This window comes from Streptomyces sp. NPDC057474, from assembly GCF_042802555.1.
Lineage (GTDB): Bacteria > Actinomycetota > Actinomycetes > Streptomycetales > Streptomycetaceae > Streptomyces.
Genome location: NZ_JBHVDX010000014.1, coordinates 15,466 through 39,415 on the forward strand (window position 1 = coordinate 15,466; position 23,950 = coordinate 39,415).

At 66.6% G+C, this 23,950-nt stretch carries 37 protein-coding genes; 4 read left to right on the top strand and 33 right to left on the bottom strand.

Translation table 11 applies throughout. The features are described from left to right. Positions 1–258 precede the first annotated feature (258 nt). Positions 259–1,248 carry a type I pantothenate kinase gene (coaA, locus tag ACFU53_RS06005; protein WP_383986488.1) on the top strand — a complete coding sequence of 330 codons (990 nt, stop codon included), beginning with the start codon at positions 259–261 and terminating at the stop codon, positions 1,246–1,248. A 47-nt stretch (positions 1,249–1,295) separates the two neighbouring features. Then, positions 1,296–2,216 carry a DUF389 domain-containing protein gene (locus ACFU53_RS06010; RefSeq protein ID WP_383986490.1) on the top strand — a complete coding sequence of 307 codons (921 nt, stop codon included), beginning with the start codon at positions 1,296–1,298 and terminating at the stop codon, positions 2,214–2,216. A gap of 109 nt (positions 2,217–2,325) precedes the next feature. On the opposite strand, the gene glmM is transcribed toward ACFU53_RS06010, so the two are convergent. The 3 genes from glmM to rplM form a co-directional block, all read right to left on the bottom strand. Next, entirely contained in the window at positions 2,326–3,684 is a 1,359-nt protein-coding gene (gene glmM / locus ACFU53_RS06015) for a phosphoglucosamine mutase (protein WP_383986492.1), read from the bottom strand. A 285-nt stretch (positions 3,685–3,969) separates the two neighbouring features. Next, complete coding sequence (rpsI, locus tag ACFU53_RS06020) at positions 3,970–4,497, bottom strand: 30S ribosomal protein S9 (protein WP_266434993.1); 528 nt, start codon at positions 4,495–4,497, stop codon at positions 3,970–3,972. A gap of 42 nt (positions 4,498–4,539) precedes the next feature. Beyond that, positions 4,540–4,983, bottom strand: a complete 444-nt coding sequence (gene rplM, locus ACFU53_RS06025) for a 50S ribosomal protein L13 (RefSeq protein WP_257566581.1) — start codon at positions 4,981–4,983, stop codon at positions 4,540–4,542. A gap of 336 nt (positions 4,984–5,319) precedes the next feature. Between rplM and ACFU53_RS06030 the strand changes: the two genes are divergently transcribed. Then, the gene (locus ACFU53_RS06030; protein ID WP_383986494.1) at positions 5,320–5,694 is read left to right on the top strand and encodes a hypothetical protein; all 375 of its coding nucleotides are present in this window, start codon (positions 5,320–5,322) and stop codon (positions 5,692–5,694) included. A gap of 63 nt (positions 5,695–5,757) precedes the next feature. Beyond that, on the top strand, positions 5,758–6,642 hold the full coding sequence (locus ACFU53_RS06035; protein WP_383986496.1) for a hypothetical protein: 885 nt from the start codon (positions 5,758–5,760) through the stop codon (positions 6,640–6,642). A gap of 21 nt (positions 6,643–6,663) precedes the next feature. On the opposite strand, the gene truA is transcribed toward ACFU53_RS06035, so the two are convergent. The 30 genes from truA to rplC all read right to left on the bottom strand — a co-directional run bounded on the left by truA (position 6,664) and on the right by rplC (position 23,950). Beyond that, complete coding sequence (truA, locus tag ACFU53_RS06040; RefSeq protein ID WP_383986498.1) at positions 6,664–7,527, bottom strand: tRNA pseudouridine(38-40) synthase TruA; 864 nt, start codon at positions 7,525–7,527, stop codon at positions 6,664–6,666. A 140-nt stretch (positions 7,528–7,667) separates the two neighbouring features. Beyond that, complete coding sequence (rplQ, locus tag ACFU53_RS06045) at positions 7,668–8,177, bottom strand: 50S ribosomal protein L17 (RefSeq protein WP_383986500.1); 510 nt, start codon at positions 8,175–8,177, stop codon at positions 7,668–7,670. Between the two features lie 183 nt (positions 8,178–8,360). Further along, positions 8,361–9,383 carry a DNA-directed RNA polymerase subunit alpha gene (locus tag ACFU53_RS06050; RefSeq protein WP_003966937.1) on the bottom strand — a complete coding sequence of 341 codons (1,023 nt, stop codon included), beginning with the start codon at positions 9,381–9,383 and terminating at the stop codon, positions 8,361–8,363. A gap of 134 nt (positions 9,384–9,517) precedes the next feature. Next, positions 9,518–9,922, bottom strand: a complete 405-nt coding sequence (gene rpsK / locus ACFU53_RS06055) for a 30S ribosomal protein S11 (RefSeq protein ID WP_003956432.1) — start codon at positions 9,920–9,922, stop codon at positions 9,518–9,520. A gap of 66 nt (positions 9,923–9,988) precedes the next feature. Then, positions 9,989–10,369 carry a 30S ribosomal protein S13 gene (gene rpsM / locus ACFU53_RS06060; protein ID WP_060890912.1) on the bottom strand — a complete coding sequence of 127 codons (381 nt, stop codon included), beginning with the start codon at positions 10,367–10,369 and terminating at the stop codon, positions 9,989–9,991. Between the two features lie 213 nt (positions 10,370–10,582). Beyond that, on the bottom strand, positions 10,583–10,696 hold the full coding sequence (gene rpmJ / locus ACFU53_RS06065; RefSeq protein WP_003998809.1) for a 50S ribosomal protein L36: 114 nt from the start codon (positions 10,694–10,696) through the stop codon (positions 10,583–10,585). 71 nt (positions 10,697–10,767) lie between these two features. Beyond that, the gene (infA, locus tag ACFU53_RS06070) at positions 10,768–10,989 is read right to left on the bottom strand and encodes a translation initiation factor IF-1 (protein WP_003948620.1); all 222 of its coding nucleotides are present in this window, start codon (positions 10,987–10,989) and stop codon (positions 10,768–10,770) included. A gap of 239 nt (positions 10,990–11,228) precedes the next feature. Continuing rightward, a complete protein-coding gene (map, locus tag ACFU53_RS06075) occupies positions 11,229–12,065 on the bottom strand; it encodes a type I methionyl aminopeptidase (protein WP_383986502.1) in 837 nt (278 codons plus the stop codon). 181 nt (positions 12,066–12,246) lie between these two features. Further along, positions 12,247–12,909 (bottom strand): adenylate kinase, encoded by a 663-nt coding sequence (locus ACFU53_RS06080; protein ID WP_383986504.1) that lies wholly within the window; start codon positions 12,907–12,909, stop codon positions 12,247–12,249. Further along, positions 12,909–14,222 carry a preprotein translocase subunit SecY gene (gene secY / locus ACFU53_RS06085; RefSeq protein WP_383986506.1) on the bottom strand — a complete coding sequence of 438 codons (1,314 nt, stop codon included), beginning with the start codon at positions 14,220–14,222 and terminating at the stop codon, positions 12,909–12,911. The genes ACFU53_RS06080 and secY overlap by 1 nt, the downstream gene beginning before the upstream one ends. 242 nt (positions 14,223–14,464) lie before the next feature. After that, positions 14,465–14,920, bottom strand: a complete 456-nt coding sequence (gene rplO, locus ACFU53_RS06090; RefSeq protein WP_383986508.1) for a 50S ribosomal protein L15 — start codon at positions 14,918–14,920, stop codon at positions 14,465–14,467. Positions 14,921–14,922: 2 nt separating this feature from the next. Then, positions 14,923–15,105, bottom strand: coding sequence for a 50S ribosomal protein L30 (gene rpmD, locus ACFU53_RS06095; RefSeq protein WP_045559458.1), 183 nt, complete (start codon positions 15,103–15,105; stop codon positions 14,923–14,925). Then, on the bottom strand, positions 15,105–15,713 hold the full coding sequence (gene rpsE, locus ACFU53_RS06100) for a 30S ribosomal protein S5 (protein WP_007384078.1): 609 nt from the start codon (positions 15,711–15,713) through the stop codon (positions 15,105–15,107). The genes rpmD and rpsE overlap by 1 nt, the downstream gene beginning before the upstream one ends. A 39-nt stretch (positions 15,714–15,752) precedes the next feature. Further along, a complete protein-coding gene (gene rplR, locus ACFU53_RS06105) occupies positions 15,753–16,136 on the bottom strand; it encodes a 50S ribosomal protein L18 (protein ID WP_383986510.1) in 384 nt (127 codons plus the stop codon). Positions 16,137–16,139: 3 nt separating this feature from the next. After that, positions 16,140–16,679, bottom strand: coding sequence for a 50S ribosomal protein L6 (gene rplF / locus ACFU53_RS06110; RefSeq protein ID WP_383986512.1), 540 nt, complete (start codon positions 16,677–16,679; stop codon positions 16,140–16,142). A 24-nt stretch (positions 16,680–16,703) separates the two neighbouring features. Then, positions 16,704–17,102, bottom strand: a complete 399-nt coding sequence (gene rpsH, locus ACFU53_RS06115; RefSeq protein WP_046704424.1) for a 30S ribosomal protein S8 — start codon at positions 17,100–17,102, stop codon at positions 16,704–16,706. A 214-nt stretch (positions 17,103–17,316) separates the two neighbouring features. Beyond that, complete coding sequence (locus ACFU53_RS06120; protein ID WP_003948630.1) at positions 17,317–17,502, bottom strand: type Z 30S ribosomal protein S14; 186 nt, start codon at positions 17,500–17,502, stop codon at positions 17,317–17,319. 5 nt (positions 17,503–17,507) lie between these two features. Then, entirely contained in the window at positions 17,508–18,065 is a 558-nt protein-coding gene (rplE, locus tag ACFU53_RS06125; RefSeq protein ID WP_383986514.1) for a 50S ribosomal protein L5, read from the bottom strand. After that, entirely contained in the window at positions 18,065–18,388 is a 324-nt protein-coding gene (gene rplX / locus ACFU53_RS06130) for a 50S ribosomal protein L24 (protein ID WP_037694132.1), read from the bottom strand. Before rplX ends, rplE begins: the two co-directional genes overlap by 1 nt. A 2-nt stretch (positions 18,389–18,390) precedes the next feature. Further along, positions 18,391–18,759 (bottom strand): 50S ribosomal protein L14, encoded by a 369-nt coding sequence (rplN, locus tag ACFU53_RS06135; RefSeq protein ID WP_003992364.1) that lies wholly within the window; start codon positions 18,757–18,759, stop codon positions 18,391–18,393. 130 nt (positions 18,760–18,889) lie between these two features. Then, positions 18,890–19,177, bottom strand: coding sequence for a 30S ribosomal protein S17 (gene rpsQ / locus ACFU53_RS06140; RefSeq protein ID WP_037694127.1), 288 nt, complete (start codon positions 19,175–19,177; stop codon positions 18,890–18,892). Beyond that, positions 19,177–19,401, bottom strand: coding sequence for a 50S ribosomal protein L29 (rpmC, locus tag ACFU53_RS06145; protein WP_003998824.1), 225 nt, complete (start codon positions 19,399–19,401; stop codon positions 19,177–19,179). Before rpmC ends, rpsQ begins: the two co-directional genes overlap by 1 nt. Further along, entirely contained in the window at positions 19,401–19,820 is a 420-nt protein-coding gene (gene rplP / locus ACFU53_RS06150; protein ID WP_004927269.1) for a 50S ribosomal protein L16, read from the bottom strand. Before rplP ends, rpmC begins: the two co-directional genes overlap by 1 nt. 5 nt (positions 19,821–19,825) lie before the next feature. Further along, entirely contained in the window at positions 19,826–20,662 is an 837-nt protein-coding gene (gene rpsC / locus ACFU53_RS06155; RefSeq protein ID WP_046704426.1) for a 30S ribosomal protein S3, read from the bottom strand. Next, positions 20,662–21,009, bottom strand: a complete 348-nt coding sequence (rplV, locus tag ACFU53_RS06160) for a 50S ribosomal protein L22 (RefSeq protein ID WP_004571827.1) — start codon at positions 21,007–21,009, stop codon at positions 20,662–20,664. Before rplV ends, rpsC begins: the two co-directional genes overlap by 1 nt. Before the next feature lie 41 nt (positions 21,010–21,050). Beyond that, positions 21,051–21,332, bottom strand: coding sequence for a 30S ribosomal protein S19 (gene rpsS / locus ACFU53_RS06165; protein WP_013001415.1), 282 nt, complete (start codon positions 21,330–21,332; stop codon positions 21,051–21,053). A gap of 12 nt (positions 21,333–21,344) precedes the next feature. Continuing rightward, entirely contained in the window at positions 21,345–22,181 is an 837-nt protein-coding gene (rplB, locus tag ACFU53_RS06170) for a 50S ribosomal protein L2 (protein ID WP_037694116.1), read from the bottom strand. Between the two features lie 38 nt (positions 22,182–22,219). Continuing rightward, the gene (gene rplW / locus ACFU53_RS06175) at positions 22,220–22,639 is read right to left on the bottom strand and encodes a 50S ribosomal protein L23 (RefSeq protein ID WP_371577705.1); all 420 of its coding nucleotides are present in this window, start codon (positions 22,637–22,639) and stop codon (positions 22,220–22,222) included. After that, entirely contained in the window at positions 22,639–23,298 is a 660-nt protein-coding gene (rplD, locus tag ACFU53_RS06180) for a 50S ribosomal protein L4 (protein ID WP_383986518.1), read from the bottom strand. The genes rplW and rplD overlap by 1 nt, the downstream gene beginning before the upstream one ends. A gap of 7 nt (positions 23,299–23,305) precedes the next feature. Further along, positions 23,306–23,950 (bottom strand): 50S ribosomal protein L3, encoded by a 645-nt coding sequence (gene rplC / locus ACFU53_RS06185; protein WP_200300729.1) that lies wholly within the window; start codon positions 23,948–23,950, stop codon positions 23,306–23,308.

The window sequence follows — 23,950 nt, forward strand, 5'->3', positions numbered from 1 at the left end:
CGCTTCACCGCGCGTAGACCCACGTCGAACAGCGTCCCGTAACCGCAGACGCACGCCGAAAGCCATCCCAATCCCCCAATTCCCCCTGGTCGACCGGGAGGCGGCTCCCTCCCGACCGCCCGGACGCTAGTCCTCCCCCCACTCAAGGTCCATACCTTCGTCACAGTTCACGCACAGCGAAGGGCAAATCCGCTACTGTGCCCCCCGGCGTGACGGACCCCACCCCGCCACCCGTTCAAACTCCGTTAACAATGGACTGTGATCTCACCGGTCTCCTCGTTGCCGCGGAGCGCCCACCGGCCCAGGCCGGAGGCGACTCCCTACGTCGACCTCACCCGTGCCGAGTGGAGCGCGCTGCGCGAAAAGACGCCGCTCCCGCTGAACGCCGAGGAGGTCGAGAAACTACGCGGTCTGGGCGATGTCATCGACCTCGACGAGGTACGGGACATCTATCTGCCGCTGTCCCGGCTCCTCAACCTCTACGTGGGCGCCACCGACGGCCTGCGCGGCGCCCTGAACACCTTCCTGGGCGAGCAGGGCTCCCAGTCCGGCACCCCGTTCGTCATAGGCGTCGCCGGCTCCGTGGCCGTCGGCAAGTCCACCGTCGCCCGTCTCCTCCAGGCCCTCCTCGCCCGCTGGCCCGAACACCCGCGCGTGGAACTGGTCACCACCGACGGCTTCCTGCTCCCCATGAAGGACCTCCAGGACCGCGGCCTGGTCTCCCGCAAGGGCTTCCCCGAGTCGTACGACCGCCGGGCCCTGACCCGTTTCGTCGCCGACATCAAGGCCGGCAAGGACGAGGTGACGGCCCCCGTCTACTCCCATCTCATCTACGACATCGTGCCCGAGCAGCGGCTCACGGTCCGCCGCCCCGACATCCTCATCGTCGAGGGCCTCAACGTCCTCCAGCCCGCCCTCCCCGGCAGCGACGGCCGCACCCGCGTCGGTCTCGCCGACTACTTCGACTTCAGCGTGTACGTCGACGCCGGCGCCGACGACATCGAACGCTGGTACCTCAACCGCTTCAAGAAGCTCCGTCAGACCGCCTTCCAGAAGCCCGACTCGTACTTCCGCAAGTACACCCAGGTCTCCGAGGACGACGCCCTCGACTACGCCCGCACCCTCTGGCGCACCATCAACAAGCCCAACCTCGTCGAGAACATCGCCCCCACCCGAGGCCGCGCCACCCTCATCATCCGCAAGGGCCCCGACCACAAGGTTCGCCGCCTCAGCCTGCGCAAACTGTGAACCGCAGACTCCCCCAGCTGTAACCACGGCCTGTTAGAAAGGGCGGCATGCTGCATCTCCGCCTGATCACTCCGGCCGACAAGACCGACGAGGTGGTGCGCCTGGTCGAAGAGACGGTCGGCACCACCCATCTGGTCGTCATGCCGGGCGCCGCCCGCAACCCCGCCGGAGACGTCGTGATGTGCGACGTGGCGCGCGAGGCGGGCGACGAACTGATCGGCGCGCTGCGGGCGTTGCACCTGGACAGGACCGGCTCCATCGCCGTCGAGAACATCGACCTGTCGCTCTCCGAGCGCGCCGACAAGGCGGAGAAGGACGCGCCGGGCGAGGGTGCGGACGCGGTCCTGTGGGAGCACCTGACGGACGCGACCCACGAGGAGTCGACGCTCTCCGTCACCTACGTCGCCTTCCTCACCCTCGCCACGATGATCGCGGCCTGCGGTGTGGTCCTCGACAACGCGATCCTGATCGTCGGCGCGATGGCGGTCGGCCCCGAGTTCGGCCCCCTGGCCGGCATCAGCACATCCATCGTCCAACGCCACCCTCGCCTCGCCCTGCGCTCCCTGATCGCGCTCCTCGTGGGCTTCGCGGTGGCCATGGCGGCGACGGTCGGCTTCAGCCTCTTCATGGACGCGCTCGACCTGTTCAGCCGCGAACAGCTGGACGCCGAGCGCCCCAACACGGCCTTCGTCTACGCCCCCGACGCCTTCTCCTTCGTCGTGGCCGTCCTCGCCGGAATCGCCGGCACCCTCTCCCTCACCTCGGCGAAGTCGGGCGCCCTGGTGGGCGTGGCCATCTCGGTCACCACGGTCCCGGCGGCCGCGAACGCGGCAGTGGCCCTGAGCTACGGCGACACGGCCCAAACGGTCGGCTCCACCAACCAACTCCTGCTGAACCTCCTGGGCATCGTCCTGGCAGGCACCCTCACCCTGCTGCTCCAGAAGTGGCTGTGGTCCAGGCCCCGTTAGGGGCGCGGGGCTGTGTCAATATGCGGCTCCGCCGCGCGGGCGCGACAAGCCACGAATCACCCGCAGCCCGCAAAGCACAGCTCCCCGCCCCGAACCCGGAACGCCAGAACTACCCGAGCGCAGACTTCACAACGTCAGCAAGCCGACCCGCAACCGAACGCGCCTGCTCGATGTCCGCAGCCTCCACCATCACCCGAACAAGTGGCTCGGTCCCGGACGGCCGCAACAACACCCGCCCCGTAGACCCCAGTTCCCCCTCGGCCTCGGCCACAGCCGCCGCCAGCTCCGCGGACGTCCCCACTCGCGCCCGATCCACATCCGGCACATTGATGAGCACCTGCGGCAGTCGCTCCATCACCCCGGCGAGATCCTTGAGCGTACGACCGGTCTGCGCGACCCGAGCGGCCAGCAGCAGCCCGGTCAGTGTCCCGTCCCCGGTCGTCGCGTGGTCGGAGATGATCACATGCCCGGACTGCTCGCCGCCGAGGGCGTACCCGTGCTCCTTCATCTCCTCCAGCACATACCGGTCCCCGACCGCGGTCTGAACCAGCTTGAGCCCCTCCCGCTCCAACGCCAGCTTGAAGCCGAGGTTGGACATCACGGTGGCGACCACGGTCTCCGACCGAAGCACCCCCCTCTCCCGCATGTCCAGCGCGAGCACCGCGAGGATCTGGTCCCCGTCGACCTCGTTGCCCTCGTGGTCCACGGCGAGGCACCGGTCCGCGTCCCCGTCGTGCGCGATACCGAGGTGCGCCCCGTGCTCGACGACGGCGGCCCGCAGCTTCCCGAGGTGCGTCGACCCGCACCCGTCGTTGATGTTGAGCCCGTCCGGCTCGGCCCCGATCGTGACGATCTCGGCGCCGGCGCGCGTGAACACCTCCGGCGAGACCCCGGCGGCGGCACCGTGCGCCTCGTCGAGGACGACCTTGATCCCGTCGAGCCGGTTGGGGAGGACGGAGAGCAGATGCTCGACATACCGCCCGAAGCCGTCGTCGTACGAGCTGATCCGCCCGACGCCCGCCCCGGTGGGCCGGTCCCAGGGAGCCCCGGTGCGGTGCTCCTCGTACACGCCCTCGATCCGGTCCTCCAGGTCGTCGGCGAGCTTGTGGCCGCCGCGGGCGAAGAACTTGATGCCGTTGTCGGGCATGGCGTTGTGGCTGGCGGAGAGCATCACGCCGAGGTCGGCGCCCAGCTCGCCGGTGAGGAACGCCACCGCGGGGGTGGGCAGCACACCGACGCGCAGCACGTCGACGCCCGCGCTGGCGAGGCCGGCCACGACGGCCGCCTCCAGGAACTCCCCGGACGCTCGCGGATCCCGTCCGACCACCGCCACCGGCTTGTGGCCCTCGAACGTTCCCACCTCGGCGAGTACGTGTGCCGCCGCGACGGAGAGTCCGAGCGCGAGCTCGGCCGTCAGATCCGCGTTGGCGACACCGCGCACGCCGTCCGTGCCGAAGAGTCGTCCCACTGTGGTGTCCTCCGAATTGCTGAGAATGTGCGGCTCGTACCTGATGGTCCCCTACCGGGCGGTCCCGCACCGGGTGTCCCCGAGTGTCCCGGCATTCCCCGGACCAAGTTCATCCCCTGAGACTGTCCTCCCCCTTTCGGGGTTGTACGGACACTCTGTGCATAAGCCTGCGATAAACGATCGACGCTGCTACGCAAACCGCCCCGGCGGCACGGGGTACGTGCCACCGGGGCGATACGCGCAATGCGCAACGCATGCGAACGCGCGATACCGCGCGAGCGCGATTTAGCGCTTGCTGTACTGCGGAGCCTTGCGGGCCTTCTTCAGACCGGCCTTCTTGCGCTCGACCGCACGGTCGTCGCGGCGGAGGAAGCCGGCCTTCTTGAGGGCGCCACGGTTGTTGTCGACGTCGGCCTCGTTCAGCGCGCGGGCGACACCGAGACGGAGCGCACCGGCCTGACCGGAGACGCCGCCACCGGCGATGCGGGCGATGACGTCGTAGCGACCTTCGAGCTCAAGAACCTTGAAAGGCTCGTTGACCTCCTGCTGGTGCACCTTGTTCGGGAAGTAGTCCTCGAGCGTACGCCCGTTGATCTTCCACTTGCCGGAGCCCGGGACGATCCGGACGCGGGCGATGGCGTTCTTGCGACGGCCCAGGCCGGCGGCCGGCTGCGGGTCGCCGAAGCGGCCGGCGAGGGACTCCGAGGTGTACTCGCCCTCGACGGGGACCTCGGACTCGGTGGTGTAGCTGTCAATGTCGACGAGCTCGGTCTCGGTCTCTTCGACCGGCTGCTCAACGGTGGTCTCGGCCACGATTCTCCTCAGATTTCTTCAGGCTTGGGGGTGTGGCCGGACTTACTGCGCGACCTGGGTGATCTCGAACGGCACCGGCTGCTGGGCAGCGTGCGGGTGCTGGTCGCCCGAGTAGACCTTCAGCTTGGAGAGCATCTGGCGGCCGAGAGTGTTCTTGGGGAGCATGCCCTTGACGGCCTTCTCGACGGCCTTCTCGGGGTTCTTCTCCAGCAGCTCGTCGTAACGGACGGAGCGCAGACCACCCGGGTAGCCGGAGTGGCGGTAGGCCATCTTCTGGGTCCGCTTGTTGCCGGACAGGTGCACCTTGTCCGCGTTGATGATGATGACGAAGTCACCAGCGTCGACGTGGGGGGCGTAGATCGGCTTGTGCTTGCCGCGCAGAAGGGTGGCAGCGGTGGTCGCCAGACGACCCAGGACGATGTCCTGGGCGTCGATGACGTGCCACTGGCGAGTGATGTCGCCGGGCTTGGGGCTGTACGTACGCACGGTTCGTAGCCTTCGCTTCTTCAGTGAGGTTCCTGACAGGTCACCGAAGACGATCACGACAGCCCTTGCCGCACAGCGGTGACGCATACCGCGTGCTGGCTCGCTGGTCATCGGCCCGGTGGACCGGTGTAAGGGCCCCTCACGTGAGAATGAGCAAGCCAATACACATAACGAACACGCAGCTTAGCCGGGCGCCCCCGGGCGGGTCAAAACGGCCCCCGGCCGGGGTCCGTGAGGCCCGTTGATCCACTTCGCCCACGGGTTCGATACGATCCGGCCTCACGCGCCGCGAGGCACGTGATCAGACACGCAAACTGTACAAAACGGGGTCCACGTATGAAGTTTCGCAAGAGTGTTGTCGCCTCGATCGTGGCGGCCGGTGTCGCGCTGACGCTGGGCACCGCCGGGACGGCGTCCGCGTCGACCTACTACTCGGTCCCGGGCGGCCAGGTGAAGTTCACGTCCAAGGGCGAGATCCTCAAGGTCTGGGACACCAAGGCGGGCAAGACCGGTCTCTACGTCTCGGTCTACGACCTGTCCGCGAAGAACCCGACCATGGACTGGTGCAACGTCAAGGGCAAGGGCAAGAGCAAGACCTGCAACATGAAGTTCACGAACGGGCACAAGCTCGAGATCAACGTCTTCTCCTACACGAAGATGAGCGACCACAGCACGCGCAAGCTCGTCGCCAGCTGGAAGGACAAGGCGTAACCCGTTAACCGGCGTAACCCATAACTGAAGAAGGCCTCCCCTCGCCCGTCTAAACTGCGGCCCATGAGCTTTGGGCAGGGGGGGTCTCAGTGGAGCCCCGGGGGTTCCCACAATCCGTGGGACAATCAGTGGAATTCCACCAGTAACCAGACCCCGGACTGGGCGTCACTCGCCGAACAGTCCGAAATACGCAACAGACGCCGCAGACTCCTGTTGATCGTCGGCGGCGCCCTCGCCACGGTCGGCATAGGCGTCGCCGTGGCCGTCGCCGTCGTCGACGCCGACAGGGGCAACACCACGGCGAACGGCCCGAACGACATCCCGGCCACGGCGGACATCCCGAGCGCCAGCGCCAAGACGGACCCGTCGTTCGCACCGACCTCGGCCCCGCCGCCACTGGACCCGAAGGACTTCATCTCCAGCTCGGGCAAGGACAAGGCGCCGATCAGCCCGGACATCCTCTTCCCGGGCTCCCAGCTGACCAAGCGCGACAACGACGTCTACAAAAAGGGTGCCACGGCCTCGACGACAGACTGCGCCTCGGCCGTCGAGGGCACCCTCGACAAGCTTCTGACCAGCAACGACTGCACCCGCTTCATGCGCGTGACCTACTACCGGGACAAGGTCGCGGTCACGGTCGGCGTCGCCCTGTTCGACACCGAGGCCAAGGCCACCAAGGTCAAGGCGGACTGGGACAAGAAGAGCACCATCGTCTCCCTCTCCGGTGAGGGCGTCCCCGCCTTCTGCCGTACGACGGTCTGCCGTACGACCGCCAACTCCTACGGCCGCTACGCCTACTTCACCCTCGCCGGCTTCACCAACGGCACGGACGTGACGGAGAAGGACAAGGCCGCCTTCGCCGCCGGCGACGACCTCAGCAAGTCCACCTTCGACCAGATCCGCCGCCGGGGCGAGACCCAGGCGGCCGCCGCGGCCAACGCGCAGTAAGCCGTATCCGGCCGCCCGGGGTCAGCAGCAGCCGGCCCCGGGTGCCCCCGGCAGACTCCGCCGGTTCCGCGCCTCCTTGTTCCGCGCGGCCAGCAGCTCGTCCGCCGGGTACCCGACCTCCTCCAGGGTCAGCCCGTGCGGCCGTACGACATGCACGGCGGAGTCCCGTACACCGGCGGCCAGCACCTTCCCGGGCCACTCGGCCCCCCGGTGCCCGTCCCCCACGAACAGCAGCGCCCCGATCAGCGACCGCACCATGTTGTGGCAGAAGGCGTCGGCGCGCACGGTGGCGGTGATGATCCCGTCATCGCCCCGCACGAGGCTCAGCTCCTGCAACGTACGAATGGTGGTCGCCCCCTCCCGCCGCTTGCAGTAGGCCGCGAAGTCGTGCTCCCCCAGCAAGCTTCGGGCCGCCTCGTTCATGGCGTTCACGTCCAGCGGCCAGTCGTGCCACAGCACGTGATCGCGAAGCAACGGATCGACGCCGCCGGGATTGTCGGTGACGCGATACGCGTACCGGCGCCAGACGGCCGAGAACCGGGCGTTGAAGCCCTCGGGAGCCTCGGTGAGGGCCCAGACCCGTACGTCCCGCGACAACCGCCCAGCGAGCCGCTTGAGCAGCTTCTCGCGATGCTCCTCCCAGAGCCCGTCGGGCAGATCCACATGGGCCACCTGCCCCCGTGCGTGCACCCCCGCGTCCGTCCGCCCGGCCACGGTCAGCTCGTACGTCTCCTTGGCCCGCGTCACGGTCCGCAGAGCGTCCTCGATCTCCCCCTGCACCGTCCGCTGCCCCCGGGCCTGCTTGGCCCACCCGGAGAACGCACTCCCGTCGTACGACAGGTCCAGCCGGATACGGACATGGCCGGGCGCTGCTTCATCACTCACACGAAGATCCTCTCAGGTACGGAAAAGCGGGCCCGCTCCTCATGGGAACGGGCCCGCTCAAGCGCGCCCCGTAAGGGGCGCGGGGTACTGCGCGAACAACCACGACGAACCGCAGCCGAAATCGCATTCCCCGCGGAGCGCTACGCGTCCTTGGACTCCTCGGCGGCCTCATCGGCAGCGTCGTCAGCCTTGGTGGTGTCGACCTTGGCCTCAGCAGCCTCGGTGACCTCCGCGTCCTTGGCGGCACGCTGGGTGGCAGCCTCGGCCTCACCGGTGGCCTGCTGCGCGACCGTCAGCGCCTCGACCAGCTCGATGACAGCCATGGGCGCGTTGTCGCCACGGCGGTTACCGATCTTGGTGATACGGGTGTAGCCACCCGGACGGTTCTCGTACCGCGGGCCGATCTCGGTGAAGAGCGTGTGCACGATGCTCTTGTCCGTGATGACCTGGAGCACCTGGCGGCGGTTGTGAAGGTCGCCCTTCTTCGCCTTGGTGACCAGACGCTCGGCGTACGGCCGCAGACGGCGGGCCTTCGCCTCGGTGGTGGTGATGCGACCGTGCTCGAAGAGGCTCTTCGCGAGGTTCGCGAGCAGCAGCTTCTCGTGCGCGGCACTGCCGCCCAGACGGGCACCCTTGGTGGGCTTCGGCATGGTGTTTCTCCTAGGTGTCTGCCCCGGCCGTATCAGGTACCGAGGTCAGTATCCGAGCAAGCGGGTGCTAGTCGGAGATCCGGACGACAGCCCCGAAGGGGCTTCGTCCGGAAGGGGCGCGGGGAACTGCGCGACAAGCCGCAGCGCACCCGCACCCAAGAACGTACGGTCGGTCCCGAGCTCTCAGTACTGCTCGGTCTCCACGAACCCGGCATCCGCGTCGTCATCCGCGCCAAAGGCGTCAGCGGCGGCGGTCGGGTCGAATCCGGGCGGGCTGTCCTTCAGGGCCAGGCCCATACCGGCCAGCTTCGCCTTGACCTCGTCGATCGACTTCGCACCGAAGTTACGAATGTCGAGCAGGTCGGCCTCGGAACGAGCCACGAGCTCACCCACGGAGTGGATGCCCTCGCGCTTGAGGCAGTTGTACGACCGAACGGTGAGCTCCAGCTCCTCGATCGGCAGCGCCAGATCGGCGGCGAGCGCGGCGTCCGTCGGGGACGGACCCATGTCGATGCCCTCGGCGTCGATGTTGAGCTCACGGGCGAGCCCGAACAGCTCGACCAGCGTCTTACCGGCGGAGGCCATGGCGTCACGCGGACGCATCGCCTGCTTGGTCTCGACGTCGACGATCAGCTTGTCGAAGTCGGTGCGCTGCTCGACACGGGTCGCCTCGACCTTGTACGTGACCTTGAGAACCGGCGAGTAGATGGAGTCGACCGGGATACGGCCGATCTCCTGGCCCACCTGCTTGTTCTGCACGGCGGAGACGTAACCGCGGCCGCGCTCGACCGTCAGCTCCATCTCCAGCTTGCCCTTGCCGTTGAGGGTGGCGAGGACGAGGTCGGGGTTGTGCACCTCGACACCGGCCGGGGGCGCGATGTCGGCGGCGGTGACCAGACCCGGGCCCTGCTTGCGCAGGTACATCACGACCGGCTCGTCGTGCTCCGAGGAGACGACCAGCTGCTTGATGTTGAGGATCAGGTCGGTGACGTCCTCCTTGACGCCCGGCACGGTGGTGAACTCGTGCAGGACACCGTCGATACGGATGGACGTGACCGCCGCACCCGGGATCGACGACAGGAGCGTACGGCGGAGGCTGTTGCCGAGGGTGTAACCGAAGCCCGGCTCCAGCGGCTCGATCACGAACCGGGAGCGGAACTCGTCGACGACCTCTTCGGTCAACGAGGGACGCTGAGCGATCAGCATGAAGTGAATCCTTCAGTCATGGGCACCCACTATTTGATGCCCTTGAGTACTACAAGGGTACGGGCGGTATGGCCCCGAAGAGCCATACCGCCCGAAAACCTCAGACCAAGCAGCCGTACATCCGACCCGAAGGGTCAGACGCGGCGGCGCTTGGGCGGACGGCAGCCGTTGTGCGGGGTGGGCGTGACGTCCTGGATGGAGCCGACCTCGAGACCGGTCGCCTGCAGCGAACGGATGGCCGTCTCACGACCCGAACCCGGGCCCTTGACGAACACGTCGACCTTGCGCATGCCGTGCTCCTGCGCGCGACGGGCGGCCGACTCGGCGGCCATCTGCGCGGCGAACGGCGTGGACTTCCGGGAGCCCTTGAAGCCGACGTGGCCGGCGGAGGCCCAGGAGATCACGTTGCCCGAGGGGTCCGTGATCGAGACGATCGTGTTGTTGAACGTGCTCTTGATGTGCGCGTGGCCGTGAGCGACGTTCTTCTTTTCCTTGCGGCGCACCTTCTTGGCAGCGCCCTGACGACCCTTGGGGGGCATCTATAACTCCTACGGGAGGTGGTCGGTCCTACAGCGAAGACCGCTGGACGGCGAGTCCGCTGCGGACTACTTCTTGCCCGGCTTCTTCTTACCGGCGATGGCGCGACGCGGGCCCTTGCGGGTACGGGCGTTCGTGCTGGTGCGCTGACCGCGGACGGGCAGACCACGACGGTGACGGAGACCCTGGTAGCAGCCGATCTCCACCTTGCGGCGGATGTCGGCCTGTACCTCGCGACGGAGGTCACCCTCGGTCTTGATGTTGCTGTCCACGTACTCGCGGATCGCGACGAGCTGCTCCTCGGAGAGGTCGCGAACGCGGGTGTCGGGGTTGACGCCGGTCGCTGCCAGCGTCTCCTGGGAGAGAGTCCGGCCGATGCCGAACACGTAGGTGAGGGCGACCTCCACGCGCTTGTCGCGCGGGATGTCAACACCGGAAACGCGTGCCATTCAATGGCTCCTGGTGATTGTCGGAGGTCTTCCGCAGAACCGGATCCCGGCCGCCGGCCTCTTCCGTTTCGAAGAGTAGGTACGACCCGGGTCCCCGGCCTCCGAGCCGGGGGTGTCAGGCACAGTGCGCGCCTGGATCCTGCGTATGAACAATTCAGCTCGCGTCGCGCGAATCTCTGCGATGTCGATGCAGAGGGAGTGGTCGAACGTGCGTCAGCCCTGGCGCTGCTTGTGGCGCGGGTTCTCGCAGATGACCATGACCCGACCGTGACGGCGGATCACCCTGCACTTGTCGCAAATCTTCTTGACGCTCGGCTTGACCTTCATGGGGTGAGGTTCTCCGGGTCAGTGCCACCACCCGTATCCCGGAACCGGGGCACGGAGAGCGGGGGCAAGATCTACTTGTAGCGGTAGACGATCCGGCCACGCGTCAGGTCGTACGGAGACAACTCCACCACGACCCGGTCGTCAGGGAGGATACGGATGTAGTGCATACGCATCTTGCCGCTGATGTGTGCCAGGACCTGGTGGCCGTTCTGGAGCTCGACCTTGAACATGGCGTTCGGAAGAGACTCGACGACAGTGCCCTCGATCTCGATGGCACCTTGCTTCTTGGCCACGCTTCGCCCTTCGAATCGACTACCTTGATCGACTCGGCGTAACCGAATGAAGACACACGGAAACACGAGAGCCGACGAGTCAGTCTACGTCAGGGCCTCCAGAAACACGAATTCGGGTAAGGATGCCCAGGGTGGAAGATCCTTATGCCGCCCGGCAGGAGCGCCCCTTCAGGGGCGCGGGGAACTGCGCGAGCAACCACGCCCCACCCGCACCCGCACCCGCACCCGACGACGAGAACTCAGCCGACCGGATCAGGAGCCGCAGTGATCCCGAACTCCGCGAGCTTCGCCCGGCCCCCATCGGGCGAGGTCAGCACCAGCGGCCCGGCCTCCGTCAACGCCACCGAGTGCTCCCAGTGCGAGGACCACGTCCCGTCCGTGCTCACCACGGTCCAGTCGTCCGCGAGAACCTCGGTCTTCGGCGTACCCAAGGACACCATCGGCTCGATCGCGAGACAGAACCCGGGGACCAGCTTCGGCCCCTTCCCCCGACGCCGCTCGACGTAGTTCAGCAGATGCGGGTCCATGTGCATCTCCGTCCCGATGCCATGGCCGCCGTAGTCCTCGACGATCCCGTACTTACCCCCACCCGGCTTCGGCTGCCGGCGGATGTACGTCTCGATGGCCCGGGAGACGTCCACGAGCCGGTTCCCCACCTTCATCGCGGCGATCCCGGCCCACATGGACTCCTCGGTCACCCGCGACAGCTCGATCAGCTCCGGAGCGTGGCCGGAGCCCACGAACGCGGTGTACGCCGCGTCGCCGTGCCAGCCGTCGACGATCGCGCCGCAGTCGATGGAGATGATGTCGCCGTCCTTCAGGACGACCTCGTCACTCGGGATGCCGTGGACCACGACCTCGTTCACCGATGTGCAGATGGTCGCCGGGAAGCCGCCGTACCCGAGGAAGTTCGACTTGGCCCCGTTCTCCGCGAGCACCTTGCGGGCCACCTCGTCGAGGTCCTTCGTGGAGGCGCCCGGCACGGCGGCCTCCCGAGTGGCCGCGTGAATGGCGGCGACGACCAGCCCCGCCTCGCGCATCTTGGCGATCTGCTCGGGGCTCTTGATCTGCACCATCAGGCTCTCGCCTCTCCACTTCCGGTAAGCACGTCTGGGGTCAAGTGTGCCGCACCCATCAATTGAGCAATCACAACGGCGAATCACCATGTCCGCGAGAGCGGCGGCGGACAGGCCCTAGCCGCAAAAAGCAGCCGCGGCGCCCCTTACGGACACCGCGGCCTGCGTACTGACCGACGACCTACTTGTCGTCGTCCTCGCGCTTGAGCGCCTCCATGGCGCGCTGGGTGACTTCCTCCACCGGGCCGAGGGCCGAGATCGTCACCACGAGGCCCTGGGCCTTGTAGTAGTCGATGATCGGCTCGGTCTGGGTGTGGTAGACCTCCAGACGCTTGCGGACGGTCTCCTCGGAGTCGTCGTCGCGCTGGTACAGCTCGCCGCCGCAGGCGTCGCAGACGCCCTCCTGCTTCGGCTTCTTGTACGTGACGTGGAAGACGTGGGCGGAGTCGTTCCGGCAGATGCGCCGGCCGGCGATCCGCTTGACGACCTCCTCCTCGGGGACCTCCAGGTCCAGCACCGCGTCCAGGTTCATGGACTCGTCCTGGAGCGTCACGTCCAGCGCCTCGGCCTGCGAGACGTTGCGCGGGAAGCCGTCGAGCAGGAAGCCGTGCTCGGCGTCCGGCTGCTCCATGCGGTCCTTGGCCATCGCGATGGTGACCTCGTCCGGCACCAGCTCGCCCTTGTCCATGTAGGACTTCGCGAGTTTGCCCAGCTCCGTCTGCTTGCTGATGTTGGCCCGGAACAGGTCGCCCGTGGAGATGTGCGGGATCGACAGGTTCTGGGCGAGGAACGCGGCCTGCGTTCCCTTACCGGCGCCCGGCGGCCCGACGAGGACGATTCGCATCAGCGGAGGAACCCTTCGTAATTGCGCTGCTGGAGCTGGCTCTCGATCTGCTTCACCGTCTCCAGACCCACACCCACGATGATCAGGATGCTGGTACCGCCGAAGGGGAAGTTCTGGTTTGCCCCGAGGGGGGCCAATGCCATCGTCGGCACGAGAGCGATCAGACCCAGATACAGCGAACCCGGCCAGGTGATCCGGTTGAGTACGTAGCTCAGGTACTCGGCGGTCGGTCGGCCAGCCCGGATTCCCGGGATGAAGCCACCATACTTCTTCATGTTGTCCGCGACTTCCTCGGGGTTGAACGAGATGGCCACGTAGAAGAAGGCAAAGAAGATGATCAGGAAGAAGTAGATCGTGATGTGCGCCGGCGCTGCGGTGTCCGCGAGATTCTTGGTGACCCAAGTCGCCCAACCCGCCGTGGAGTTGGAGAACTGCACGATGAGCGCCGGGATGTAGAGCAGTGACGAGGCGAAGATCACAGGGATGATGCCCGCCTGGTTGACCTTCAGCGGAATGTAGGTCGACGTGCCGCCGTAGGACCGGCGGCCGATCATGCGCTTCGCGTACTGGACCGGGATGCGGCGCTGGGCCTGCTCGACGAAGACCACGAGCGCGACCATGACCAGGCCGACGGCAATCACGATGGCGAACTCGATCCAGCCGCCCGCCAGGTCGCCCTGCTCCTTGATGGCCCACAGCGCGGACGGGAAGGTGGCGGCGATCGAGATGAACATCAGGATCGACATGCCGTTGCCGATGCCGCGGTCGGTGATCAGCTCACCGAGCCACATGACGACGGCCGTACCGGCGGTCATGGTGATGACCATGACCATGGTGGTGTAGATCGAGCGGTCGGGAACGATCTGGCCGGCCAGCTGGCAGCCGCTGAACAGCGAGCCGCTGCGGGCGGTGGCGACGAGGCCGGTGCCCTGGAGGATGGCCAGGGCCACCGTCAGATAACGCGTGTATTGCGTGATCTTCGACGTGCCTGCCTGCCCCTCCTTCTTCAGGGCTTCCAGACGCGGGATCACCACGGTCAGCAGCTGCAGAATGATGCTCGCCGTGATGTACGGCATGATGCCGAGCGCGAAGATCGTGATCTGCAGCAGCGCGCCACCACTGAACATGTTGACCAGACCGAAGAGACCCGAGTTGGTCTGGGCCTGGTCGATGCAGAACTGGACGGCGGTGTAGTCGACACCGGGGATCGGCACATGCGTGCCGATCCGGTAGATCACGATGATGCCGAGCGTGAAGAGCAGCTTCTTGCGCAGGTCGGGCGTCTTGAACGCCCGGGCGAACGCGGTGAGCACGGTGCCTCCTGCGACCCCCGCGCTACTGCGTCAAGGGTGACGGTTTTGAGATTCTGATGAGGACGTCTTACGTAACGTTTAACTGCCGCGTCGAGTGCCCGGTTAGGGGTCCCCTGTGAAAACGGACAGTGCAGGCCACCTTACCGGCGGGACTGCCTCCCTAGGAACGACCAACCGGGGATACCCCATATGTGGGGTATCCCCGGTCGGGATCGCTCAAGTCATCGAGACACCTGATGTGTTCAGACGAGCTCGGTGACGGTACCGCCGGCGGCGGTGATCTTCTCCTTGGCGGAGCCGGAGACGGCGTCGACCGTCACCTGCAGCGCCACGGAGATCTCGCCCTGGCCGAGGACCTTGACGAGGCTGTTCTTGCGGACGGCACCCTTGTCGACCAGGTCGGCAACGGTGACCTCCCCACCCTCGGGGTAGAGGGCGGCGAGCTTGTCCAGGTTCACGACCTGGAACTCGACCTTGAACGGGTTCTTGAAGCCCTTGAGCTTCGGAAGACGCATGTGGAGGGGCATCTGGCCACCCTCGAAGCGCTCCGGAACCTGGTAACGGGCCTTCGTACCCTTGGTACCACGACCGGCCGTCTTACCCTTCGACGCCTCACCACGACCGACACGGGTCTTGGCGGTCTTGGCGCCCGGGGCGGGACGGAGGTTGTGGATCTTGAGCGGGTTGTTCTCCGCCATGATCAGTCGACCTCCTCGACCGACACGAGGTGGCGGACGGTGTGCACCATGCCGCGGAACTCGGGGCGGTCCTCCTTGACGACCTGCGTGTTGATGCCCTTGAGACCAAGGGAACGCAGGGTGTCACGGTGGTTCTGCTTGCTGCCGATGTACGACTTCGTCTGCGTGATCTTGAGCTGAGCCATTACGCAGCACCAGCCCCGGCACGCGCACGCAGCAGAGCCGCGGGAGCGACGTCCTCGAGCGGCAGACCACGGCGGGCCGCGATCTCCTCGGGACGCTGCAGACCCTTCAGGGCCGCCACGGTCGCGTGCACGATGTTGATCGCGTTGGACGAGCCGAGCGACTTCGACAGGATGTCGTGCACACCGGCGCACTCGAGCACGGCACGCACCGGGCCACCGGCGATGACGCCGGTACCGGGGGAAGCAGGCTTGAGCAGGACGACGCCCGCGGCCTTCTCGCCCGTGATCGGGTGCGGGATGGTGCCCTGGATACGGGGGACCTTGAAGAAGTGCTTCTTGGCCTCCTCAACACCCTTGGCGATGGCGGCCGGCACCTCCTTGGCCTTGCCGTAACCGACACCCACGGTGCCGTCACCATCGCCCACTACGACGAGCGCAGTGAAGCTGAAGCGACGACCACCCTTCACAACCTTGGCGACGCGGTTGATCGCGACAACGCGCTCAACGTACGCGGTCTTCTCGGCGGCAGCTGCGCCGCCGTCACGGCCCTTCCGGTCCCGCCGCTCGCCGCCACCGGCACCGCCACCGCGGCGCTGGGGTCCAGCCATTGGATTTACCTCTCTCTTTCCGCTAGCTACGCAGCGAGCTCAGAACTTGAGCCCGGCCTCGCGGGCAGCGTCGGCCAGGGCCGCGATGCGACCCGCATACCGGTTACCACCACGGTCGAACACGACGACCTCGACACCGGCGGCCTTGGCACGCTCGGCGACCAGGGCGCCGACCTTGCCGGCCTGCGCCGACTTGTCCTCCGACGCGCCACGGATGGACGTGTCCAGGGTGGACGCCGACGCAAGGGTGTGACCCTTGAGGTCGTCGATCACCTGGGCCACGATGTGGCGGTTCGAGCGGGTCACGACCAGGCGGGGACGCTCAGCCGTACCGTTGACCTTCTTACGGATCCGGATGTGGCGCCGCTTGATGGCTGCACGCTTGTAAGCGTCGCCCTTAGCGATCTTCGTACCGTATGCCATGGCTTACTTACCCGCCTTTCCGACCTTGCGGCGGATGACTTCGCCCTCGTACTTGACGCCCTTGGCCTTGTACGGGTCGGGCTTGCGCAGCTTGCGGATGTTGGCCGCAACCTCGCCGACCTTCTGCTTGTCGATGCCCTCGACCTGGAAGCGGGTCGGGTTCTCCACCTTGAAGGTGATTCCCTCGGGCGCCTCGACGGTGATCGGGTGGCTGTAGCCGAGCGCGAACTCGAGGTTCGAACCCTTGGCCTGCACGCGGTAACCGACACCGCTGATCTCGAGCTTCTTCACGTAACCCTGGGTCACGCCGGTGATCATGTTCGCCACCAGCGTGCGGGACAGGCCGTGCAGGGCCTTGTTCTGACGCTCGTCGTTGGGGCGGGTGACGTTGAGAACGCCGTCCTCACCCTTGGCGATGTCGATCGGCGAAGCGACGGTGTGGGTCAGCGAGCCCTTGGGGCCCTTGACCGAAACCGTACGGCCGTCGATGGTGACGTCCACGCCGGCGGGAACCGTGATGGGGAGCTTGCCAATACGCGACATAGCTGTTTCCTCCGTTCCCTTCCGCTACCAGACGTAGGCGAGAACTTCTCCGCCTACGCCCTTCTTGCCGGCCTGCTGTCCGGTGAGGAGACCGTGCGACGTGGAGATGATCGCCACGCCGAGGCCACCCAGCACCTTGGGCAGGGAGGTGGACTTCGCGTAAACCCGGAGACCGGGCTTGGAGATCCGCTTGATGCCCGCGATGGAGCGCTCACGGTTCGGGCCGAACTTCAGCTCGAGGACGAGGTTCTTGCCGACCTCGGCGTCCTCGACCTTCCAGCCCGTGATGAAGCCCTCCTGCTGGAGGATCTCCGCGATGTGAGACTTGATCTTCGATGCCGGCATCGACACGGAGTCGTGGTATGCCGAGTTCGCGTTCCGCAGACGCGTAAGCATGTCTGCGATCGGATCAGTCATGGTCATGAATTGGCCTTCGGCCTCTCTCGCCGGGGTTTCCTGTATGCGCCATCCCTCTCCCCACTCGGTGGCGGGACGGGTGCGGTGCGGGGACCTACGGCGTAGTAAGTCGTACGGGCTACCGTCAGGCGCCCAACCCTCCAAGCCTAAGCCATGGATGGGTGGGCGCCTGACACGCCCAGTGCTTACCGAGAGCTTCCAGAATCCCTAAAAGAAGGGACTACCAGGAGCTCTTGGTCACGCCCGGCAGCTCGCCACGGTGAGCCATCTCACGAAGGCACACGCGGCACAGGCCGAACTTGCGGTACACGGAGTGGGGACGGCCACAGCGCTGGCAGCGCGTGTAACCACGCACGCCGAACTTGGGCTTGCGAGCAGCCTTCGCGATCAGAGCCTTCTTCGCCATCTCGCTCACGCCTCCTTGAAGGGGAAGCCGAGGTGACGGAGGAGCGCGCGGCCCTCAGCGTCGTTGGTCGCCGTGGTCACCACGGTGATGTCCATACCCCGGGTGCGGTCGATCTTGTCCTGGTCGATCTCGTGGAACATGACCTGCTCGGTGAGACCGAAGGTGTAGTTGCCACGGCCGTCGAACTGCTTGGGGGACAGACCACGGAAGTCGCGGATGCGCGGAAGCGCGAGCGACAGGGTGCGGTCCAGGAACTCCCACATGCGGTCGCCACGGAGTGTGACGTGGGCACCGATCGGCTGGCCCTCACGCAGCTTGAACTGCGCGATGGACTTACGGGCCTTGGTGACGGCCGGCTTCTGACCGGTGATCGTGGTGAGGTCGCGGATGGCGCCCTCGATCAGCTTGGAGTCGCGGGCGGCGTCGCCCACACCCATGTTGACCACGATCTTGACGAGACCGGGGGTCTGCATGACGTTCTCGTAGGAGAACTCTTCCTGCAGCTTGCCCGCGATCTCCTCGCGGTACTTCGTCTTGAGACGCGGAATCGTGGTGGTAGCCATCAGATGTCCTCACCCGTCCGCTTGGCAACGCGAACCTTGTTGCCCTCGTCGTCGAAGCGGTAGCCGACACGCGTGACGACCTTCTTGCCGTCCTTCTCAACGACCAGCTGGACGTTGGAGACGTGGATCGGCGCCTCGACCGTGACGATGCCACCGGCCTGCGAACCCTTGGCGGTCGGGCCGGCCTTGGTGTGCTTCTTGACCCGGTTGACACCCTCGACCAGGACGCGGTCCTCGCGGGGGAAGGCCGTGATGACCTTGCCCTGCTTGCCCTTGTCCTTACCGGTGATGACCTGGACCAGGTCGCCCTTCTTGATCTTCATGCTTACAGCACCTCCGGCGCGAGCGAGATGATCTTCATGAACTTCTTCTCGCGCAGCTCCCGGCCCACCGGGCCGAAGATACGGGTGCCACGAGGGTCGCCGTCGTTCTTGAGAATGACAGCGGCGTTCTCGTCGAAGCGGATGTACGAGCCGTCCGGACGGCGGCGCTCCTTGACGGTGCGAACGATGACCGCCTTGATGACGTCACCCTTCTTCACGTTGCCGCCGGGGATCGCGTCCTTGACGGTGGCGACGATGACGTCACCGATGCCCGCGTAGCGGCGACCGGAGCCACCGAGCACACGGATGCAAAGGATTTCCTTCGCACCAGTGTTGTCGGCGACACGCAGTCGCGACTCCTGCTGGATCACGTCTATCTCCTGTTTGTCTGCCGGTTCCCGGCAGGGGCCTCAGTACGAGGACCCCTGCCGAGCCTGGCGGAACTGACCTGCGGGGTTTGCTCCGCAGGCGTACTTTTTGGAATTCCCTTGCGGGAATTACCTACTTGGCCTTCTCGAGGATCTCGACGACGCGCCAGTGCTTCGTGGCGGACAGCGGCCGGGTCTCCATGAGGAGGACACGGTCGCCGATGCCGGCGGCGTTCTGCTCGTCGTGCGCCTTGAGCTTGCTCGTGCTACGGATGACCTTGCCGTACAGGGCGTGCTTCTTGCGGTCCTCGACGGCGACGACGACGGTCTTGTCCATCTTGTCGCTGACGACGATGCCCTCACGAGTCTTGCGGAAGCCGCGCGCCTCGGTGTTCGTCTCAGTCACGTTGTTCTCGCTCATCAGGCGCTCTCCACCGTTTCGATGCCCAGCTCACGCTCGCGCATCAGGGTGTAGATCCGCGCGATGTCCTTGCGGACCGCCTTCAGACGGCCATGGTTCTCAAGCTGTCCGGTCGCCGCCTGGAAGCGGAGGTTGAACAGCTCTTCCTTGGCTTCGCGAAGCTTCGCCAGAAGCTCCTCGTCACCCAGCTCGCGCAGCTCGGACGCCTTGGTACCGGCCGACATCACGCTTCACCTGCCTCGCGCTTGACGATCCGGCACTTCATCGGCAGCTTGTGGGCTGCGCGAGTCAGGGCCTCACGGGCGATCTTCTCGTTGGGGTAGGACAGCTCGAACATGACCCGGCCCGGGTGCACGTTCGCGATCCACCACTCCGGCGAACCCTTACCGGAACCCATGCGGGTCTCGGCAGGCTTCTTCGTGAGCGGGCGGTCCGGGTAGATGTTGATCCAGACCTTGCCGCCACGCTTGATGTGGCGGGTCATGGCAATACGGGCCGCCTCGATCTGGCGGTTGGTCACGTACGCCGGCGTGAGGGCCTGAATGCCGTACTCGCCGAACGCGACCGTCGTACCACCCTTGGCCTGACCGCGGCGCTTCGGGTGGTGCTGCTTGCGGTGCTTGACCCTACGGGGGATCAGCATGTCCCTCAGGCCTCCGTTCCGGTGCTCTCAGCCGGAGCGGCGGCGGCGGGGGCCTCGGCCTTGGGGGCCTCGGCGCCGGCAGCCTGCTGCGGCTTACGACCGCGACCGCCACGCTCGCCACCACGGCCACCACGGGCCGGGCGGTCGGCGCCGCCGCCACCACGGGCCGGGCGGTTGCCGGCGCGGGCAGCGGCGTTCTCGGCGCGGACCTCGGCGATGTTCTTGACGTCGCCCTTGTAGATCCAGACCTTCACACCGATGCGGCCGAAGGTCGTCTTGGCCTCGAAGAAGCCGTAGTCCACGTTCGCGCGGAGCGTGTGCAGGGGCACACGGCCCTCGCGGTAGAACTCCGAGCGGGACATCTCGGCGCCGCCGAGGCGGCCACCGCACTGGATCTTGATGCCCTTGGCGCCGGCCTTCATCGTGCCCTGCATGCTCTTACGCATGGCGCGACGGAAGGAGACGCGGGAGGAGAGCTGCTCGGCGACGGCCTGGGCCACCAGCTGAGCGTCCGTCTCCGGGTTCTTGACCTCGAGGATGTTGAGCTGGACCTGCTTCTTGGTCAGCTTCTCCAGGTCGCCGCGGATACGGTCGGCCTCGGCGCCACGGCGGCCGATGACGATGCCCGGACGCGCGGTGTGGATGTCGACGCGGACGCGGTCACGGGTGCGCTCGATCTCCACCTTCGAGATACCGGCGCGCTCCATGCCGGACGTCATCATCCGACGGATGGCGACGTCTTCACCGACGTAGTCCTTGTACAGCTTGTCGGCGTACCACCGGGACTTGAAGTCCGTGGTGATGCCGAGCCGGAACCCATGCGGGTTTACCTTCTGGCCCATTACCGGGTTCCTTCCTTGCTGCTGACGACCACGGTGATGTGGCTGGTCCGCTTGCGGATCCGGTAGGCCCGGCCCTGGGCGCGCGGACGGAACCGCTTCAGGGTCGGACCCTCGTCGACGTACGCCTCGCTGATGACCAGCGAAGAGGCGTCCGTGTGGTCGTAGTTGTGCGCGGCGTTGGCGATGGCGCTGTCCAGCACCTTGCCGACCGGCACGCTCGCGGCCTGCGGGGCGAAACGCAGGACCGCCTGAGCCTCCGTGGCATCCATGCCACGGATGAGGTCCACCACACGGCGGGCCTTCATGGGCGTAACGCGGATGTACCGCGCCTGGGCCCTGGCTTCCATGGTTGTCCTTCCAGTGTCTGTCATGGTCATTCCACCCCGCGTTAGCGGCGCTTCGACTTCCGGTCGTCCTTGACGTGACCCCGGAAGGTGCGCGTCGGCGAGAACTCGCCGAGCTTGTGGCCGACCATCGACTCGGTGACGAACACCGGAATGTGGGTCTTGCCGTTGTGCACCGCGATCGTGTGGCCGAGCATGGCCGGGATGATCATCGAGCGACGGGACCAGGTCTTGATGACGTTCTTGGTGCCGGCTTCGTTCTGTACGTCCACCTTCTTGATGAGGTGTCCGTCGACGAAGGGCCCCTTCTTGAGACTGCGCGGCATCTAAACCCGCTCCTAGCGCTTCTTGTTCGTCTTGCGGCGGCGGACGATGTACTTGCTCGAAGCCTTCTTCGGCGAGCGAGTACGACCCTCCTTCTGACCCCAGGGGCTGACCGGGTGGCGACCACCGGAGGTCTTGCCCTCACCACCACCGTGGGGGTGGTCAACCGGGTTCATCGCCACACCGCGGACGGTCGGGCGGACGCCCAGCCAGCGCTTGCGGCCGGCCTTGCCCCAGTTGATGTTGCTCTGCTCGGCGTTGCCGACCTCGCCGACGGTGGCGCGGCAGCGCGCGTCGACCAGGCGGATCTCACCGGACGGCATGCGGAGGTGGGCCATCGAGCCCTCCTTCGCGAGCAGCTGCACGGAGGTACCGGCGGAGCGGGCGAACTTGGCACCGCCACCGGGACGGAGCTCGATCGCGTGGATCGTGGTACCGACCGGGATGTTGCGGAGGGCCAGGTTGTTGCCCGGCTTGATGTCGGCCCCGGGACCGTTCTCCACGCGGTCGCCCTGCTGCAGGTTGCGCGGGGCGAGGATGTAGCGCTTCTCGCCGTCGGCGTAGTGCAGCAGCGCGATGCGCGCGGTGCGGTTGGGGTCGTACTCGATGTGCGCGACCTTCGCCGGCACGCCGTCCTTGTCGTGACGACGGAAGTCGATCACTCGGTAGGCGCGCTTGTGTCCGCCACCCTGGTGGCGAACGGTCACACGACCGGCGTTGTTACGGCCGCCCTTGCTGTGCAGCGGGCGGACCAGCGACTTCTCCGGCGTGGACCGCGTGATCTCGACGAAGTCGGCGACGCTGGAGCCACGACGGCCCGGCGTAGTCGGCTTGTACTTGCGGATTCCCATTTCTCAGTCCTCGTCCGATATCGGACGATCCGACCCGCTTACGCGGTCGGACCGCCGAAGATGTCGATACGGTCGCCCTCGGCAAGGGTCACGATGGCGCGCTTGGAGCCGGCACGCTGACCGAAACCGGTCTTGGTGCGCTTGCGCTTGCCGATGCGGTTGATCGTGTTGACCCCGGTGACCTTGACCGAGAAGACCGCCTGGACGGCCTGCTTGATCTGGGTCTTGTTGGCGCCCGGCGCGACGATGAAGGTGTACTTGCCCTCGTCGAGCAGCGCGTAGCTCTTCTCCGACACGACCGGCTTCAGCAGGACGTCACGGTGGTCCGTGAACGCCTTGCTGGGCGCGGTGACGACGGTGTTCTTGCCCTCGGTCGCGTGGCGCTTCGCCTTGGCGACGCGCGCGGCCTTGGCGGCCTTCGCAGCCTTGGAGGCAATGCTCGGGTGACGCGTAGCCATCAGGCCTCGCTCCCTTCGGTGTCGTTGGCCGTGTTCGGGCCGGACACGAAGGACTCAAGGGCGGCCTGAGTGAAGACCACATCGTCCGAGACGATCACGTCGTACGTGTTCAGCTGGCCCGGCTCCAGGATGTGCACCTGGGGCAGGTTGCGGGCGGAGAGCCACGCGGCCTCGTCGGCGCGCTCGACGACCAGGAGCAGGTTCTTGCGCTCCGAGATCTTGCCGAACAGCGTCCGGGCGGCCTTGGTGGAGGGGTTCTCGCCCTCGATCACGCCGGAAACGACGTGGATGCGGTTGTGGCGGGCCCGGTCGGTGAGGGCGTGGCGCAGGGCCGCGGCCTTCATCTTCTTCGGGGTCCGCTGCGAGTAGTCACGCGGCTGCGGGCCGTGGACGACGCCACCACCGGCGAACTGCGGCGCACGGGTCGAGCCCTGACGGGCGCGGCCGGTGCCCTTCTGGCGGTACGGCTTCCTGCCGCCACCACGGACTTCACCGCGACGCTTGGTCTTGTGCGTGCCCTGACGGGCAGCCGCGTTCTGCGCGACGACGACCTGGTGGATCAGCGGGATGCTGATCTTCTCCACGCCGAAGATCTCCGCGGGGAGCTCGACGCTTCCGGTCTTCTCGCCTGCAGGCGAAAGGATGTCAACAGTGCTCATCGGTACCTCAGGCCCCCTTGGCCGCGGTGCGGACCAGGACGAGGCCGCCGTTCGGACCGGGGACAGCGCCCTTGATGAGCAGCAGACCCTTCTCCGCGTCAACGGCGTGGACGGTCAGGTTCTGGGTGGTGACCCGCTCGTTGCCCATGCGGCCCGCCATGCGGAGGCCCTTGAACACGCGGCCCGGGGTGGCGCAGCCACCGATGGAACCGGGAGAGCGGTGCTTGCGCTGGGTGCCGTGACCGGCGCCGAGGCCCTTGAAGTTGTGACGCTTCATGACACCGGCGAAGCCCTTGCCCTTGCTCTTGCCGGTCACGTCCACCTTGACGCCGGCCTCGAAGACCTCGGCGGAGATCTCCTGGCCCAGCGTGTACTCGGAGGCGTCCGCGGTGCGGATCTCGACGAGGTGGCGGCGGGGGGTGACGTCGGCCTTGGCGAAGTGACCCTTGAGGGGCTTGTTCACCTTGCGAGGGTCGATCTCGCCGAAGGCGATCTGGACCGCTTCGTAGCCGTCGGCGTCGTTCGTACGGACCTGGGTCACGACGTTGGGGCTGGCCTTGACGACGGTGACCGGAACAACACGGTTGTTCTCGTCCCACACCTGCGTCATGCCGAGCTTCTCGCCCAGGATGCCCTTGATCTGCTTAGCCAT